The sequence below is a fragment of the Paenibacillus senegalimassiliensis genome (assembly GCF_001486585.1).
In the GTDB taxonomy this organism is placed as follows: domain Bacteria; phylum Bacillota; class Bacilli; order Paenibacillales; family Paenibacillaceae; genus Fontibacillus; species Fontibacillus senegalimassiliensis.
The window spans coordinates 1564466-1581851 of sequence record NZ_LN909046.1 but is presented as its reverse complement, the minus strand read 5'-3'; the positions used below and the strand labels follow the sequence as shown (position 1 = coordinate 1581851).

Sequence of the window (17386 nt, the reverse complement as noted above, 5' to 3'; positions counted from 1 at the left end):
CCGGTCATTGACGAACATTCGTCATCGGCCGGGGCGTGTTTTTTTGGCGCATAACCCTCAAGGAGAGTATCTCATGGTGGACTAGCTGGCGATTTGTGCTTTACTTTTGGTGATATAGTAGATCGTGAACTCAATCAACAAGATGATGAGGACGGACAAGCCAAACAATGGCATAAGCATTCCCAGAATGAATAAGGTGAGCAGCGCGCCAACAGACCAGGGCTTATTGAGTCGCTGCGGGAGATTGAGATCTCCGGGTTTTACCCTTTTCATCCACGACATGAACCCCATCGTAATCGCCCCCAGGAAGGCAAGACAGACAAGCAGGTTCAACACTTTATTGGCGATGCCGAATAAATGTCCTTCATGCAGCGGAATTCCCCAGGTGAACCATTTGCCGATGATACCATAATCCGCAAAATCGATCTTCGCGATCAGTTCCCCGGAGTATTGATCAAAATAAGCGGTCGTCTCCTCATAAGGACTTACATCCAGACCGGTAACACCGGTGTTGCTGCCTTTGGACACGGTGAATACGCCAAGCTCACCCGTGGGATAGACAATAGAGAAGGGACGACTGATCTGCTCAGCCTGGGCTAGCTTGATGATGGCCGCCAAGCTTTGCTGATTGGCCAAGTTCATAGCGGCCTCGCCCGTTGAATGATGGTCCGCATGACCCCCTTGGTCGGACGCTGGTTGATCCAGGCTTCGGGTAGCCCACGGAATCTCATTGACATCCGATTGTGGCGGATTATATCGCAGCTCCGTTCTGCCCAAGGCCGGATACTCTTGCCCCAGCTTGCTAATATGACTGCCCATGAAGACGGACCAGGGAATGCCGGTCAATATAATTACGACTAATGGCACGGCAATGACTAACCCCAGTACGGCGTGAATCTTCTGCAATCGCAAGGGCTTACCAGCCTGGGCAGATTTGGCCGTGAGCAATCTTTTCTTGAAGGTCATGTAGATACCGGACACGATAAGGAAGACCGTCCAGCAGGCAGTCAGTTCAACCAGATAGCGAACCCAGGTCTGCTCCGTCAGCAGCGAACTATGGAAGTTACGCATCAGGTTGGAATAAGTATGTTTGGCATTTTGACTAGCCACGATCTGATTATGGTGGTCCAGGAAAATATATTGTGTCTCTCCTGAGGAGTTGCTGATGGTTACCCGATGGTTGTACGGGTCCTCCATGATGCTGATTTTGGCAATCGTATAATCGGGGTATTGCTGACTGATTTGCTGAATCGCCTCATCTATCGTTTGTCTGGAGGCGATGCCGCTGTCTCCGAAAAATTCATGCTCGTACATGTTCTTCTCAATATCGGTATAGAACAGAAAGCCAATCCCGGATAAGCTGAGCGTAATGAGCAGTGGCGTAATCAGCCAAGCCGCATAGAAATGAAGCCGACGCAGCGGGTTAAAGGTGTTTTTATGACCCATAAGGTTCTCCTTGTTAACATATTTCCACACCTTCGTGGATCGAATGAAACTATGTTAATCTATTTAGACAGGGAGCACATGACTCTAATGGGCTAGTTTAATTGTGATATTTCTAAATTTTAACGAAAAATAATTTGTGGATGGGGAAGGCAGGGGAGATATAAAGATGAGCACAGAGCAACTCAGGATGGATCAAATTCAGGCGGATGGGATGGACGAGGCCGAGGATGGGTTCTATTGGAAGTCTCATGGCCGCGCGGCCGTCATTTATTTGGTGGAGCATTCGCTAGTTCTGCCTATTGACGTAGAGATGCCGGGAGTGGACCATCTGGATGCCCTTATTTATGGGGAGACCAAGTATTTGGGCAAGCGATATGACCTGACTCGCAAAGTGTCGCACAGCATTGATCCTCAGGACCGCTTGAGAATTCAACAGCTATTGATTGCATGGCTCGCTCTTAAGGGAATAAGACATGATATTGCGGAAGGCTCCTAGTAGCTGTATTCTCACCTGGCGATTTGCAATTGAACGCAAGATGGTATATTATCGACATTATGAATCTACAATTGCAACTGAGGTACTGATTAACCGTAGAATGGTTGCTCTTTACTTTAATTATGGATATCTCAGGTCCAGGGAGGTTTTTTGTAATGGCAAATAAGGAGCTTTTGGATGTTATCATTATCGGCGGGGGTCCTGCGGGCTTGAGCGCGGCACTCGTATTGGGGAGAGCTCGCAAGCGTGTTGTAGTTATTGACGAAGGGAAGCCACGTAATGCTGTTACGCAGGAAGCGCATGGATTCCTCACCAGAGATGGAATTCGGCCAAGTGAACTTCGCCGGTTGGCGATGGAAGATATCAGTAGGTACCCTTCGGTCTCCTTCGTACGGCATGCTGTTACTGGAATTACCGGAGCAGATGGCCATTTTCAGGCATCAACAAGCGAGGGAGAGGTCTTGGCAGCCAAGAAGCTGTTGTTTGCTGTAGGGATGAAGGATCGGCCACTGGATATCCCCGGATTGGCCGAGGTGTATGGCAAGAGCGCCTTCGTTTGCCCTTACTGTGACGGGTGGGAGCTTCGAGACGAACCGCTTGTGATTATTAACTCCGGTCCTGAACTGATGCACTTTGCTCCAATCATCTCGGGTTGGTCCAACCGTCTAACCTTCTGCACCCACGGACCTGATGGCTTGACGGATGAGCAGCGTGAGGAGCTTGGCAGGCATCAAATTCCGCTTCACACCTCTCCGATTCGGGCTATTGATTCCAGGGACGGAATCGTTCAGCAGGTGCTGCTTGAGGACGGAACCGTAATCCCTTGCAGAGGTATCTTTTTCAAGCCTGATTTGGTACCTGGGTCGGATTTGCCGCAGCAATTAGGCTGTGAGATATCAGACACGGGCGTAGTGGCTGTGGACATGCTCGGCATGGTCGGGGCTACGAATGTGCCAGGCATTTACAGTGCGGGAGATATCGCCTCCAGAATGCATCAGGCCATTGCTGCGGCTTCGATGGGCAGTCTGACGGCTGCGAGTATCAATTCCCAATTGAACTTGGAGGCTTGGCAAAGCCAGGGGACAAGCCAATAACAGATGGATCACTCCATAATTCTTGAACACAAAAAAACAGGGATGCCGCTCCATAAGAGAGCAGTATCCCTGTTTTACATTATGTCTCGGAGCCTGATCATGTAGTGTTACTTATTCCACACTTTTTAAAGCCTCCACCATATTGATGCGGTTCAAGGTACGGTTCGTCATCCAGTTGACCAGAATGGCGAAGCAGAACGTAATTCCCGCGGATAGTACATAGCTGACGGGCTCGACATGTACCGCAAAATACATCGCTGGCATATTCAGCGCGCTGGTCAGGAATCCACTTAATACCCGCCCTACGGGTAACCCAACCAAGATGCCTATAAGAGTGAGAATCAACGATTCCTTGTTCACATATTGATGCACTTCTTTATCATAAAAGCCTAATACCTTAATCGTAGCAAGCTCTCTGACACGTTCCGAGATATTCGTATTTGACAGTGTGAACAGCACGACGAAGGCGAGTCCTCCTGCCATGGCCGTAATAAGCAATACGACGGCATTGATCAGATCAAATCCGAAATCTGCTCGCAGCGCTACGGTGCTGACGGCGGAGAGCACGGAATCATTTAGAAGGAGTTGCTCCGCGTAGGCCGGCTGCTCTGGACCTGGAACGGACAGATGGGCAAGTACGCCGTTGAGGGCAACCTGGCCGCCGAATAATTGTTCATACAAAGATTGTGTCATATATACGTTGTTGCCCAAATAGTTCTGGACCACATCCGTAACCACGGTCTCTCGCTGTACCAATTCCATATCCTGCAAGGATACCTTACTTCCTGCCTCAAGACCTAGAATAGTTGCGGCATTCCGCGTAAGGAGAATTCCTTCGTCGCTTGGCGTGATCTCTTGGCCGTCAAGATTCTTGATACGAATGTAATCCTTGAGAGAAGCCCCATCCGGGATGACCATCAATTGTACGCCTTCACCCTTCTCCGCATGATTGATCGCCTTCGCATTTTCAATTCTCAGATTGAGATAATCGGCAATACGGCTGTCCTGCGATATCTCCTGAACTAATTCGCTATTCGACTTGTCCTCGAAGACGCTCATCAAGTCATATTGATAGATGCTTTCGTATTGCTTGGGCGCCAAGTCTACGATGGAGTCCTTGATGGCAAAACCGCAGAGAATCAAGGCGGTGCAGCCCATAATGCCCCCTACCGTCATGAACAAACGCTTCTTATAGCGGAACAGGTTCCGTACGGTAACCTTGTTCAGGAATTTCAGGCGATTCCAGATGAAGGGGAGGCGCTCCAGGAAGACGCGAGAACCTGCCCGTGGTGCCTTGGGGCGCATCAGTGCCGCTGGCATCTTGACTAATTCGCTTCGGCAGGCGATAAAGGTTGCTCCTACGATGCCCAGAATAAATAGCAAGACGCCACCCACTCCATAGAGCATGTCAAATCGTAAATAAATATGGGGGAGACTATACAGCTCCTCCAGGATAATCGCGACAAATTTAGGCATGAACACAAAGCCGAACAAATCGCCCAGGACTCCACCAAGCAGACATGCCAGCAAGGCAAACAGCAGGTATTTACGGTAGACGGTGCCGTTACCAAAGCCCAGCGCTTTGTAAGTTCCAATCAACCCGCGTTCTTCCTCGACCATTCGCGTCATGGATGTCAAGCTCATCAGGATAGCGACAATCAAGAAGATGATGGGGAACACCTTGCCAACGGCTTCAATGGACGACAAGTCGCTGGTCAAGCTGGCGTAGCTATCGATGGAGCTCCGGTCCTGAACATACCACCGGGTAGTGTCAATATCGTCCAGCTTGGCATAAGCATCGGTCAGCTTTTGCTTCGCTTCTTCTTTCTTCCCGGCAAATTCCTGCTCCTGCTCGGTTAGCTTGGCTTCACCGTCGGCCAGTTCCTTCTTGCCCTCAGCGATGTCCTTGCGGGCATCGGCAATCTTGGCCTGCGCCTGCGCTTCCCCTGCCGAGAGTTCGGCTGCAGCATCTGCCAGTTGCTGCAAGCCGGCTTGCTTCTGCTCGGCATAAGCCTGCTTCTGGCGATCCAGCGCCTGCTGGCCGCCAGTGATCTTGCCGCTGCCGAGCGCAGCCTCTACGGTGGCGCCAGACCCCTCCGGAAGCGCGGCGGCAAGCGCCGCACTTTCGCTTCCGGTGCCTTGGGCGATCGCCTGATCATCCGCACCGGCTGCGGCGAGCGTCGCAGCCGCATGGACCAGCGCATTCCATTCCTGCTCGGGCCATAATGGCCCCAGATCGCTCTTCAGCGAAGCGATCTGGGGCTCCAGGCGGGCGCGTGCCTGATCCAACTGCGTCTGGGCCTCGTCCAGTTGGCGTCCCGCTGCCGCGAACTGCTCCTCGGCTTGCTGCCGTTCCTTAGCTAACTGCTGCCGGCCAGCAGTTAGCTTCTCGGCATTGGCGGCAAGCTCCGCCTCGCCTTGCTTGAGCTGAGCTTCACCAGCATCAAGCTGCTTCTGAGCGTCCGCAAGCTTCACTTTATTGCGGTTTAGCTCAGCTCTGGCCTGGGCCAGCTTCTCGGCGGCATCCTTCTCCTCGGCATTCAGGGTGGCCTCACCCTCGGTGAGTTCCTGCTTCGCCTCGCGAAGTTCCTTACGTGCATCGCTTAATTTCTTGTCTGCATCCACGAGCTTTTCATCTACCGTGGCTTCGGCGTCTTCCAGCTTCTTGCGGCCCTCCACAACTACATCCTCATAGCGGGCCTGTTCACGCTGGGCCTTGATCTTGTTCTCGATATGGCTAATCGCCAATTCAACCACTTCATCATATTGGTCTGAATAACTATCCATATTCCGTGTTCCGGCCAGCACCAAATGGGCTACGGTATAGACCTCGGCGTTTACATCCGCTGGCGTGATGAAGAAGGTATAGTCGGAGGAAGCGGTAGCACGGAAGATGTTATCCGCGCCGCTGCCCTGAATATCCATCGGGTCCATCACGACACCCGTGATCGTGAAGCTGGTGCGTTCAAGTGGATCTGTCTCCTCCAGGCTTATGTCTTCCTGAAGCTCTAGCTCGGTCTCTGTATCCGTCTCATCCTGTCCGCTATCAGTCGCTGTAGCATCCTCCTCCGGCTCCTGATCTTCCTCAAGCGTCAGAGTGTCACCAATCGCTTTGCCGCTCTCGTCCAGATACTTGCGGGTCACGGCGATTTCTCCTGCGTTGCCGGGCAGATGGCCTTCCAGCAGATAAGGGGCATTAAGACCTTGAGGGCTCATCATGGTGACATCCGCAGTCTTACGGATGCCATCGACCTCGATATGCCCGGTCTCGCTGTACCCGCCTTCGGCCGTTTCAACGCCGTCTACCTGAGCCAAGACCCCAATATCTTCTTCCGTCAGTCCGAGGGTAGAGAGAATGCGAATGTCAAACAGCTTCTGCTCGTCGTAGAACTTATCCGCTGAATAATACATATCGAGGCAGGCCGCATATAAGCCCGTCAGCATAGCCACACCCAGGGCAGTGATGAACAGGATGGACAAGAAGCGTTTCCAGCCCTTTTGAATGGAACGGAGAATATCCTTTTGATACGCCTTATTCATAACTACCACTCAATCTGGGCAATGGGCACAGGCTGCTGATTCTGTGCCGTTTTGACCACTTTGCCACTTTTGAAATGGATGACCTTGTCGGCCATGGGAGCCAGTGCCGAGTTATGGGTAATGAGCAGCACGGTGATCTTCTCCCGTCGGCAGGTGTCTTGCAGCAGTTGCAGAATTTGCTTGCCGGTCGTATAGTCGAGCGCACCGGTGGGTTCATCACAGAGGAGCAGCTTGGGATTCTTGGCGAGCGCGCGGGCAATGGACACCCGTTGCTGCTCACCCCCTGACAATTGGGCGGGGAAATGCGTAATACGGTCAGCAAGTCCAACCTTGTTCAACGTTTCCTCAGCGTCCAGCGAATTCTCGCAAATCTGCGCGGCCAATTCCACATTTTCCAGTGCCGTCAAATTGGGAACCAGATTATAGAATTGAAAGACGAAGCCAATATCCGTACGGCGGTAGCCGACCAATTGTTTAGGATTGTATTTGGAAATGAGCTCGCCATCTACGATCACCTCGCCCGAAGAGGTCGTGTCCATGCCGCCCAGAATGTTTAATGCCGTAGTTTTACCGGCCCCCGATGCGCCCAGAATCACCGCCAATTCGCCTTCCTCGATGGAGAAGCTTGCATCATCCAGGGCACGGATAGCCACGCCTTCCGAGGCATACTCCTTAATGACATGATTGAATTCAATATAAGCCACCTGTGTTCTCTCCTTATCCACGTTCAACTTTCTACTATATAAAGCTTAAAGATAACGAATAGCTTTTGCAAATAGGATGATCATTATTGTTGACAAGAGAAAAGGAGATTATTATACTCCTCATATCGTAAAAATTACGATTAAATAATATTTCATAGCTAGTATAGAGGGAGGAAGCCGTAAATACGATGGAAGTCATATCACCACGACAGAACGTGATCATGCTTGGCCTTGAATCCTCCGGCAAATCCACATTATTTCGTGGCCTTACTGGTCAAGCCACCGGGGAGGAGGCCAATTTCCGTGGCTCTACTATTACGGCACGGAGAGGGAACATGTCGCGCCAATTCGCTCTGACTGATCTGCCTGGTATCCGGGGAAATGATGATAGCCTGACCACCCGCATGGCCCTGGATGCTACGACGGATGCAGATATCCTGATGCTGGTCGTACGAGCCATGGATGTTGTCAGAGAGTTGCCTATCTTATTAAGTTCCCCCAAGCTCCAAGGTAAACGGACCCTATTGATACTTACCTTTGCTGATAAAATTCCCTCCGGCTTGTCCAGGCTTGAGCAGTCCTGTTCCGAGGAATTGGGGATTCCGGTGTATGCGATGGATGCCCGAACGTTTACGCTAACGGATCGGACCGAGTTGCTCAGCAGACTGAAGGCATCTCGCCCGCTATCTCTTCCAAGTGGTGGTTTACCGTCTTTGGAAGAGATTTATGCTTTGCAGCCGCAAACCTCCTGGCTGGAGCATCCACGCTGGGGTAGCATCCTGTCAGTTGGGCTTATGCTGCTGATTTTTGCCTTGCCCGTATTCGTGGCCTACCTGTTATCGACATGGCTGCAGCCAGGGATAGACCAGTATTTAATAGAACCTGTCAAAATAGCAACCATGAGATGGCCCCAATTGCTTCGATTATTCCTCGTAGGGGATTACGGGATGCTCACCCTTGGCATTTATTCGTTCCTGTGGGCCTTCCCGGTGGTATTACTGCTGGGCCTTAGCGTTGCCGTGACTGAGGAAAGTGGTCTCAAGGATCGGATTACCCAAGCTCTGGACGGTCCGATGCAGCGCATCGGGCTCCATGGGCGTGATCTGATTCCCGTGTTATCCGGGTTTGGCTGCAATGTGGTGGCTGTATTCCAGAGCCGTGCATGCAGTGCCTGCACAAGGCGATCCTGCGTATCGCTAATCGCCTACGGTTCGGCTTGCAGCTATCAGATCGGAGCCTCCTTATCGGTGTTTGGCTCCGCAGGTTATCCATGGCTGTTCGTTCCTTACATCCTGGTGCTTGGTTTTATTGGAGCCTGGCATACGCGAATATGGAATCGGGGGAAGGAGCCGCTAAGTCCTCCCACTACGGAGACGATGACCTTCCTGCAAAAACCGGAGCTGCATGCGGTTAGCTGGCGGGTTCGCGCCGTAATCAAGCAGTTCTTGCTTCAGGCTATGCCTATCTTTCTGCTGATCTGCTTAATTGCTACAGCGATGCAGGCATCAGGCTTGATCGGCATGCTGTCAGCGGCGGTGGGTCCGCTTCTCCGTCTATTCCATTTGCCTGAGGCAGCAGCAGGGGGAATCATATTCTCGATCGTACGCAAGGACGGCTTGCTGGTGCTGAATCAAGGGGAAGGTGAACTGCTAAGATCAATGAGTGCAGGTCAGATATTTCTTCTGGTATATTTGGCGTCGACTCTGACCGCCTGTCTGGTTACGTTATGGACCATCAAGAAGGAGTTGGGCTGGTCCATAGCCTCTGCCTTGGCAGGCAAGCAATTGTTGACGTCCCTTGTGTCATCGGTCATCTTACTGGCCGTCATGAATTTAAGCAGCGGGTGAGTGACATTTATTTGGTAGCTGACCCGACCGTAATGTTATGCTATAGGGTATACAAGCCGATGAGAAATAGCTAAGGAGATGTCAGCATGGCAAATATTGAATTAACGAATATGTGTATGATCTATGATCGGCACACGCATAAGGTTTTGGTCCAGGAGCGAGTGAAGTCTTGGGAGGGCCTGGCTTTTCCCGGTGGTCATCTAGAAGATGGCGAGAGCATCGTGGATTCTACTATCCGGGAGATTAAAGAGGAGACTGGACTGACGGTATCGGAGTTGGAACTGTGCGGCATTATTTATTGGTATAACGAAGAAACTCATGATAAATATTTCGTGTTCAGCTATAGAACGTATGTCTTTACTGGGGAACTGTTGCAAGAAACGGAGGAAGGCAAGTTGTACTGGGTAGACCGGGACGAATTAAGTGACTTGCCTTTGTCCAGAGGGTTGAAGGAACGCTTGCCCATGTTCCTGGACAAGAAGTTCTCTGAAGGTTTTGGTATAGTGAGCCGCGATGGTCGCCGCGAAGTGAATGGCAATAATGCAGATGGGCTGAGGGAGGGAGAGTTATGCAACATATTTATCGTACGAAGAGAGTTGAAGGGGCTGCGGTGCCTGGTATCATTCGAAACGGAGGCAATTACTTCTATATTCAGGCTGACGTGTATGAAGACGGGATGGTGAACTGCTGGGAATTGGTCGATATGCCGGGTCTTCAAGCCAAGCTGCGGTCAGGCTGGCTAACGCCAACGATTCCGGAAGGGGAAGCCATTTCCATATTCGGATTAGGCTCGTATCGTATCCAATCGGCAAGCTGGACGCATGATCAGGATAGCTATTATCAACTTATTCAGGCTACTGTACAGCAGCTTAATCCAGAGCTTAGCAATATATATACAATCTCTGAAGCAGAGGTCAAGCTCAAGGAGCAAAGACGGGTTGCTTCGTCTCCAAGCAGCGTCCATTTTCAAATCGTGCAAGAGCAATTCTATCAGACGGTGGAGGGAAAGGGCTTCTATATATTCATGAAGCGGTCAGAAGGAATCTCTCTGTGTCATTTGGTTGTGTATAAGAATGGGACAGTTAACGTATACGGTTCGGGCTTCGAGGAGCATTGTACGCTCGAAGAGGCCTTGATTCTGTTCGATGACGGTACGCTGTTCACAGAGATTTCCGAACCTACCGAGATTGCCATTCCTGAGTTAGGCAAGATTACCCTGTCGGATATGCTGTATGGATCGGAGGATGACGAGAAGAAGAAGGAACTGCTGGACTCCTATGCGAAGCTGCAAGGCGAGAAGACGGCGCATGAGCTTTGCCGGGAGGCTTATTATAACTATCTGGAGTACCCTACGGAATATAACCGTACCAAGCTCAAGGAGAAATATGAACAGGTGCCTGCTCATGAACGGATGTATCTGGGTGATATGGATTCTAAGGATTGGGATTACCGCCGAATTATTTACAACCCCGAGGAGAAGCGGGAAGTGTAAAACTATAACAGTGCGTGTTCAAAAAGTCGAATTTACTCCTAGAATAGCTTCGTTCTGGGAAGACGACTTTTTGAACATCCTCTAACAGGGAGACTGCCATATGAGTCATTTAAAGCTTGTAGAGCCACAAATGGGGTTGGAGAAGGAGTATCTGTCTTTCTATCAGGAGTGGAAGGACTCCGGGGAAAGTATGGTTCCGTGGGTAATCAGCAAAGATCCCCGCGAGTTTCAAAGGATGCTGGAGGACCTGGAACGTCACCAACATGGGATCGACCTTCCTGAGGGTTGGGTTCCCGACTCCACATTCTGGCTAGTCAACGAGCAAGATCGGATACTGGGGGCCGTGAATATCAGGCATCAGCTTTCTCCCTACTTGCTGCAAGCGGGTGGCCATATCGGGTATGGCATCCGCCCTTCGGAGAGAGGCAAGGGCTACGCTGCCACCATGTTGAAGCTGTCCTTAATCGAGGCGAAGAAACTGGGTATACTCAAAGTGCTGGTGGTCTGTGATGCAGATAATACGGCGTCTGAGAAGACGATTCTGCATAATGGGGGCAGACGAGACAGCGATTTCACCCAGCAGGATGGAAATGTAATTAGACGATATTGGATTATCAATGAATAGCTGGAATAATCAACGCTGTCCGGGTTTATCCGGACGGCGTTTTCTGTCTTTGCAGTTGAGTAGAAGGAATGCCGCTTCCTCAAATCGTAATTTTTTCGAATAATACTATCAATTTTAAAAGATCGTGCTATAATCGTAAATATTACTAATAAGAAAAGGGGATGAAGAACAATTACGCGCTATCTGCTTCAGCGGCTGCTACAGCTTGTTCCGGTGCTGCTGGGGATATCTTGCATCACCTTTGGCCTTATGCAGTTAACGCCGGGCGATCCGGCGGAAATCATGCTGCGGGGCGATGGCATCAAGCCTACATATGAAGCGGTTCAGGCGATCCGGCAAGCGCTAGGTCTGAACGACCCGGTATATATGCAATACGCGCATTGGCTGCTCCGTTTGTTCCAGCTTGATCTTGGTATTTCCTATAGCAGCGGACGGCCTGTATTTACAGAATTGATGAGTCGGTTCCCCGCTACGGCAGCGCTGACTGCAGGCTCCCTGCTGGTAGCGTTGGGAGTTGCCCTGCCTCTTGGCATCGGCTCTGCCCTCTATCCGGGAAGCTTGCTGGATCGCTTGGGTCGGGTCTGTGCGCTGCTTAGTGTATCTATGCCTGGTTACTGGCTTAGCCTGATCCTCATTTACTATGGGGGCGTCAAGCTTAAGCTGTTGCCTGTGACAGGAATGGAGGGGCCATCGAGTCTCGTCTTGCCTTCCATTGCTTTGGGATTTGGCTTGGCGGGCATCTATATCCGGCTGATTCGTACCAGCTTGCTGGATATCCTCGGGAAGCTATATATCAAGGCAGCCCGGGCCAAGGGGCTGGCTGGTGGGGCTGTTATTGCCAAGCACGCCCTCCGTAACGCCTGGTTGCCCAGCCTGACCTTGCTAGGCATTCATATGTCCGCTTTGCTTGGTGGTTCAGTTGTTGTGGAGACGATTTTCTCCTGGCCCGGCATCGGTAAATATGCGGTTGAGGCTATTTTTGCGAAAGATTACATTGTCATTCAAGGTTACGTATTACTGATGGCGCTTGTTGTTGTCCTGGTCAATTTGGCGGTAGATATGCTGCATATGCTGCTGGACCCCAGAATCAGGCTGCGCTAAGTGCTTGTAGAAGGAGCAGTATGTTTTGATGTTTCAGACACGACTACTACGAACGAAAGCGGCTCTGTTCGGGGCAGCTATTGTCCTGCTATTTCTGCTTGTGGGCCTCTTGGCGCCCTGGATTGCCCCTTCAGACCCGCTCCAAATCCATATGGAGCATAAATTAAGCCTGCCTTCTCTGGAATACCCGCTGGGAACAGATCATTTGGGGCGATGCGTGTTATCCCGCTTAATTTACGGCATACGAACTTCGCTATATTATTCGCTGATCGTTCTTGCTGCTGTGTTCTCTATTAGCGTGTCGCTTGGTCTGTTGGCTGGCTATGCCGGAGGCAAGATCGATCATTTTATAATGCGCATCATCGATATCTTGCTGGCCTTCCCCAGCCTGATCCTTTCTCTGGCGATTACGGCGATGCTGGGGCCTAGTATGAAGAATCTGTTAATCGCCTTCGTGGCGGTATGGTGGACAGGATATACCCGCGTCATTCGCGGAATGGTGCTGGAGATCAAGGAAAGTGATTATATTATGGCAGCCCGGGCTGCGGGAACCTCCCATTTCCAAATCGTATTTCGCCATATCCTCCTGAATACCGCTCGCCCCATCCTGGTCTTGGCTTCGCTAGAGATCGGAACCATCATTCTCTCTATTGCAGGATTATCCTTTCTGGGTTTGGGAGCCCAGCCACCTACGCCGGAGTGGGGCATCATGCTGAACGACAGCCGTCCTTATATTCAGACCGCACCACGTCTGCTGCTGTTCCCGGGGCTGACGATTATGCTCGCCGTACTCGGCTTCAACTTGCTGGGCGAAGGGCTTAAGCCGTCTAATCATGGGCTGGACGAAGCGCGGAAAGAGGAGGTAGCTCCATGAGGGATGTAAGACCTCCAGCTTTGCGAATCGAGCATTTACGGGTTAGCTTCCGCACCGGTCAAGGGTTACAGATGGCGGTGGGGGATGTGAGTCTGGAGGTGAAGCCAGGGCAGATTGTGGCACTGGTCGGTGAGAGCGGAAGTGGCAAAAGTGTCACGGCGATGGCGGCCATGGGCCTAATCGATCCTCCGGGACAGGTGGAGGAGGGCAACATTTGGCTGGGCGACCAGAACCTTCGTGCGTATTCGGAGCGCCAGCTTCAGCAAATACGTGGCCGGGAAATAGCTGTCATCTTCCAGGACCCGGTCAATGCGTTGAACCCTGTTATTAGCATCGGCAAGCAGTTGCTGGAGAGCGTGAAGCAGCATCGGCAGGTATCGGCTCAGGAGGCCAAGACGCTGGTCTTAAGCCAGATGCAGCAGGTGGGACTTGCTCAGCCGGAGAGCTTGTTTCACAAATATCCTTTTCAAATTAGTGGAGGCATGTGTCAACGGGTTATGATTGCAAATGCTTTGCTTGGGGGTGCCGGTCTGCTCATCGCCGATGAACCGACCACGGCCCTCGATGTGACGATACAAGCGCAAATCCTTAAGGAATTAAATCGTGTCCGGCGTGAGGAGGGAATGAGCATTTTACTCATTACCCATGATCTTGGCGTTGTCGCCGAACTGGCCGACTATGTGTACGTCATGCGTGCCGGGAGAATCGTGGAGCAAGGGGATGTGTATGACCTATTTGCCGCCCCCAGCCATCCTTATACAAAATATTTACTGGATTGTCGCTAGCGGGCGGACCGAACCTTTGAAGTGGATTACACAGATTTGACTAACAGGGAGTTAGGGAGAACAGAGTGCTATGGAGCTGTTGAGAGCCAACAATTTAAGCAAAGTTTATCGTACGGAAAGGGGCTGGCTGGCGGCAAAAGTTCCCTCTGTACAGGCGGTAAGCCAAGTTAATTTATCTCTTGCACCGGGGGAGAATCTTGGGCTGGTGGGGGAGAGTGGCTGTGGCAAGAGCACCTTGGCCAGGCTGCTGATGGGACTGGAGAAGCCCTCCTCCGGCCAGGTATTATACCGCAACATGGAGTTTACGCATTGGAAGCAGCGACAGATGCAAGCCATCCGGGGCAAGGTGCAGATGATCTTCCAGAATAGTCTGGCGGCATTCAATCCTCTGTTCACGATAGAGCAAATCATTGACGAGCCGCTGCGCAATTATGGATGGAGCAATTCGCAGACTCGTAAGTCCAGAGTGGTTGAGACCCTGGAACGGGTTGGCCTGGGTCGGGAGTATCTCAGCAGGCTTCCTCATGAGCTGAGTGGGGGTCAATTGCAAAGAGTCGGCATCGCCAGGGCGATTGTCTTGCAACCGGAATTGGTCATATGCGACGAACCCTTCTCCAGTCTGGACATGACCCTGCGCAAGCAAATGATTGATTTGCTTAAGGAATTGAAGCAAGAGTTAGGACTAGCCTATATTTTTATCACTCATGATCTGTCCATCGTACACCGCTTATGCGACAGTGTAGCCGTGATGTATCAAGGCGAAATCATAGAGAAGACATCGGGCGAAGATCTGCTGATGCAGGCCAAGCATCCCTATACGCGGACGCTGGTCGCCTCTGTACCGATCCAGGACCCGAGGCAAAGAGACAAATATAATCACATATGAAGTGGAAGACAGAAGGAGAGTTACTATTCATGAATAAACCTTTTATTAGACAGCGTCGTTTGATTACCAGTCTGATCCTGATTTTACTGGCTGTAATGCTGGTGGCAGGCTGCAGCAATAAGGGACAATCCTCCAATAGCATAAATCAAGGGAATACCGGTAATGATCAGCAACAATCCGCCCCTTCGGGCGAAGCAGCGAAAGACCAGGTGCTTACAGTAGCCATCTCTGCCGATGCGGGTCTCGATCAATTGGATGCCGGTGCTTATAAAGGCTCGATGACCGTACATGCCATGATCTATGACGGATTGGTAGAGTATGGGGAGAAGGGAGAGATCAAGCCTGCGCTGGCAGAGTCCTGGGATATTTCCGAGGATGGCAAGGTATATACCTTCCATTTGCGTCAAGGCGTCAAATTCTCGGATGGCACGCCACTTGATGCGGAGGCCGTCAAATTTTCCTTTGAACGCTGGATCAAGGACCCGGCCAATACTTTAAATGTGGCCACCGCTCTGGAATCGCTGGAAGTGGTGGACGAGCATACGATAACCATGACCTTTAGCAAATCCTATTATCCCTTCTTGACGGAGTTGTCCTTTGCCCGTCCGGTACGAATTATTAGCCCATCGGCCGTGGAGCCCGCTGGCGATGTGAACGGTCAATTTGTCTCTCCGATCGGAACCGGGGCCTGGATGGCCGAGAGCTATAAGACGGAACAGGAAGCCGTGCTCGTAGCCAATCCTTATTATTGGGGTGAGAAGCCGCAGCTTAGCAAAATTGTGCTCAAGGTTATCCCTGATCCGCAGTCCCGCGTCATGGCCTTACAAAGCGGGGACATTGACATTGCCGGAGGCCAACTAGGCAAAATTCCGGTAGAGAGCATCCCGGTCATTGAAGGCGATGCTTCCCTGAGTCTGGAGCGGACCCCGGGTACGAACTCCCATTTTATGATTTTCAACTATGACACGCCTGCCTTGCAGGAGCTGAATGTCCGCAAAGCCATCAATCTGGCGATTAATAAAGCAAGTATTGTAGGCGATCTGATGAATGGGATCGGCAGCGAAGCTACCGGCTTGTTCCCTACGACGGTGCCGTATGTTACCGAATCCAATCAGACCTGGTATGGATTTGAACCGGAGGAAGCCAAGCGGTTGCTGGCAGAAGCGGGTTATGGCGAGGCTAACGGTGAGGGTGTGGTTCTGAAGTCCGGGGAGCCGCTGGAGCTGAACCTGGTGTTGCAGCAGGCAGAATTCCCGGAATGGAAGCCTATTGCCGAACTGATTCAATCGGAGTTGCAGGAGATCGGTATCCGGGTTAACCTGCAGGTGCTGGAGCCTAACGCTTATTACGATGCTCTATGGAAAACAAGGGCGTATGATCTGATTCTGTACCGTACGTATGACGATGCTTATAATCCGCATTCCTTCCTGTTATCCTTATTTCATGCAACAGGTGAAGCTCCGGCTGTCGTATGGTCCGATGCCAAGCTGGAGGCATTGATTGACCAGGCCGTAGGCACCACCGAGTTGGAGGAGCGTCAAGCTGCCTATGATTCTATATTTGCTCAGATGTATGAGCAGGCCATGTTTGCAGCCATTTATTTTCCGGATGATATCCTGGTTAGAAGTCAGCGGGTTACGGGGTATAAGGCCGGATACACTACGTTTACACCGATTTTCTGGAATCAACTGAATGTGGGTGAACAATAATGCTGAAGGAAATATCTAAGTATTGGAACTCCAGCTCAGGCAGTTATGATAAAGTAATCCAAACTCAATTTCGGAGTAAAAGAACGGTGGCGTTGTGGAAATCCCTGCTTGTAGAGGGGATCGGGGAGCGGCCTGACCAGAAGGTGCTGGATGTCGGCACGGGACCCGGATTTTTCTCCATTCTGCTGTCCCAGATGGGGCATAAGCCGACGGCAGTGGATGCCTCTTCTGGGATGATTGAGCGGGCCACGGGAAATTTTCGCCACTTTGGTTATGAGGTTCCCGCTTATGTGGGCGATGCTGCGAATTTGCAAGCGGAGGCGGACAACAGTTATGATGCCGTCGTCTGTCGTGATGTCGTCTGGACATTGCCAGAGCCGCAGAAGGCTTACGCTGAATGGTATCGGATATTGAAGCCGGGAGGCGTGTTGATTGTTTTTGACGGCAATTACATGTACAAGGAGAGCCGCAGCTTGATGCGCCGCTTGTGGTATGCACTCTCCTTGTTCTTGATTTTAGTGACGGAAGGGCGCGTTCGGCAGCGGAGTCAGGAGGATCGTAGTTTACTGAGCGGTTTACCCTTTGTTCGGGTCCTGCGTCCGGAGGCGGATCAGGAGACTTTGAAGGCTGCGGGTTTTGAAACTCTTAATGTGCGCCGGAACTACATCCCTGCCGCTGCCTTGCCGCTTCATTATCTGAAGTATGGGCACCAGAACATCAACCGCTTTATGATCATTGCGAAGAAATAAAAGCATGCAGAAATAAAGGTACACACAAATAACCTTCA

15 protein-coding genes are annotated in these 17386 nt (G+C 51.3%); 12 read left to right on the top strand and 3 right to left on the bottom strand.

All coding sequences use genetic code 11. The features are described 5' to 3' along the window. Nucleotides 1–81: 81 nt before the first annotated feature. The gene (locus BN3279_RS21385) at nt 82–1446 is read right to left on the bottom strand and encodes a PepSY-associated TM helix domain-containing protein (RefSeq protein WP_059053799.1); all 1365 of its coding nucleotides are present in this window, start codon (nt 1444–1446) and stop codon (nt 82–84) included. A 166-nt stretch (nt 1447–1612) separates the two neighbouring features. Between BN3279_RS21385 and BN3279_RS21380 the strand changes: the two genes are divergently transcribed. Together BN3279_RS21380 and BN3279_RS21375 are read left to right on the top strand one after the other, a co-directional pair. After that, nucleotides 1613–1942 (top strand): hypothetical protein, encoded by a 330-nt coding sequence (locus BN3279_RS21380; RefSeq protein ID WP_059053797.1) that lies wholly within the window; start codon nt 1613–1615, stop codon nt 1940–1942. Between the two features lie 155 nt (nt 1943–2097). Further along, nucleotides 2098–3036 carry an NAD(P)/FAD-dependent oxidoreductase gene (locus BN3279_RS21375; RefSeq protein ID WP_059053795.1) on the top strand — a complete coding sequence of 313 codons (939 nt, stop codon included), beginning with the start codon at nt 2098–2100 and terminating at the stop codon, nt 3034–3036. A 111-nt stretch (nt 3037–3147) separates the two neighbouring features. On the opposite strand, the gene BN3279_RS21370 is transcribed toward BN3279_RS21375, so the two are convergent. After that, the gene (locus BN3279_RS21370) at nt 3148–6576 is read right to left on the bottom strand and encodes an ABC transporter permease (RefSeq protein WP_059053793.1); all 3429 of its coding nucleotides are present in this window, start codon (nt 6574–6576) and stop codon (nt 3148–3150) included. Nucleotides 6577–6578: 2 nt separating this feature from the next. Next, nucleotides 6579–7280 carry an ABC transporter ATP-binding protein gene (locus tag BN3279_RS21365; RefSeq protein ID WP_059053790.1) on the bottom strand — a complete coding sequence of 234 codons (702 nt, stop codon included), beginning with the start codon at nt 7278–7280 and terminating at the stop codon, nt 6579–6581. A gap of 188 nt (nt 7281–7468) precedes the next feature. On the opposite strand from BN3279_RS21365, the gene BN3279_RS21360 reads away from it, so the two are divergent. The 10 genes from BN3279_RS21360 (at nt 7469) to BN3279_RS21315 (ending at nt 17348) form a co-directional block, all read left to right on the top strand. Beyond that, nucleotides 7469–9127: a nucleoside recognition domain-containing protein gene (locus BN3279_RS21360; protein ID WP_059053789.1), complete on the top strand. Its 1659-nt coding sequence runs from the start codon at nt 7469–7471 to the stop codon at nt 9125–9127. A gap of 86 nt (nt 9128–9213) precedes the next feature. Next, nucleotides 9214–9810 (top strand): 8-oxo-dGTP diphosphatase, encoded by a 597-nt coding sequence (locus tag BN3279_RS21355; RefSeq protein ID WP_232436902.1) that lies wholly within the window; start codon nt 9214–9216, stop codon nt 9808–9810. Beyond that, entirely contained in the window at nt 9696–10619 is a 924-nt protein-coding gene (locus BN3279_RS21350) for a DUF7638 domain-containing protein (protein WP_059053787.1), read from the top strand. The genes BN3279_RS21355 and BN3279_RS21350 overlap by 115 nt, the downstream gene beginning before the upstream one ends. Before the next feature lie 100 nt (nt 10620–10719). After that, nucleotides 10720–11244, top strand: coding sequence for a GNAT family N-acetyltransferase (locus BN3279_RS21345; RefSeq protein WP_059053786.1), 525 nt, complete (start codon nt 10720–10722; stop codon nt 11242–11244). 171 nt (nt 11245–11415) lie between these two features. Beyond that, nucleotides 11416–12345 carry a nickel ABC transporter permease gene (nikB, locus tag BN3279_RS21340; protein WP_059053784.1) on the top strand — a complete coding sequence of 310 codons (930 nt, stop codon included), beginning with the start codon at nt 11416–11418 and terminating at the stop codon, nt 12343–12345. 28 nt (nt 12346–12373) lie between these two features. Then, the gene (gene nikC, locus BN3279_RS21335) at nt 12374–13219 is read left to right on the top strand and encodes a nickel transporter permease (protein WP_059053782.1); all 846 of its coding nucleotides are present in this window, start codon (nt 12374–12376) and stop codon (nt 13217–13219) included. Further along, on the top strand, nt 13216–14004 hold the full coding sequence (locus BN3279_RS21330; protein ID WP_059053780.1) for an ABC transporter ATP-binding protein: 789 nt from the start codon (nt 13216–13218) through the stop codon (nt 14002–14004). Before nikC ends, BN3279_RS21330 begins: the two co-directional genes overlap by 4 nt. A gap of 70 nt (nt 14005–14074) precedes the next feature. Then, nucleotides 14075–14890: an ATP-binding cassette domain-containing protein gene (locus tag BN3279_RS21325; RefSeq protein ID WP_059053778.1), complete on the top strand. Its 816-nt coding sequence runs from the start codon at nt 14075–14077 to the stop codon at nt 14888–14890. Nucleotides 14891–14919: 29 nt separating this feature from the next. After that, nucleotides 14920–16599, top strand: a complete 1680-nt coding sequence (locus tag BN3279_RS21320) for a nickel ABC transporter substrate-binding protein (RefSeq protein ID WP_059053775.1) — start codon at nt 14920–14922, stop codon at nt 16597–16599. Further along, a complete protein-coding gene (locus BN3279_RS21315) occupies nt 16599–17348 on the top strand; it encodes a class I SAM-dependent methyltransferase (RefSeq protein ID WP_059053773.1) in 750 nt (249 codons plus the stop codon). The genes BN3279_RS21320 and BN3279_RS21315 overlap by 1 nt, the downstream gene beginning before the upstream one ends. Nucleotides 17349–17386: the final 38 nt, after the last annotated feature.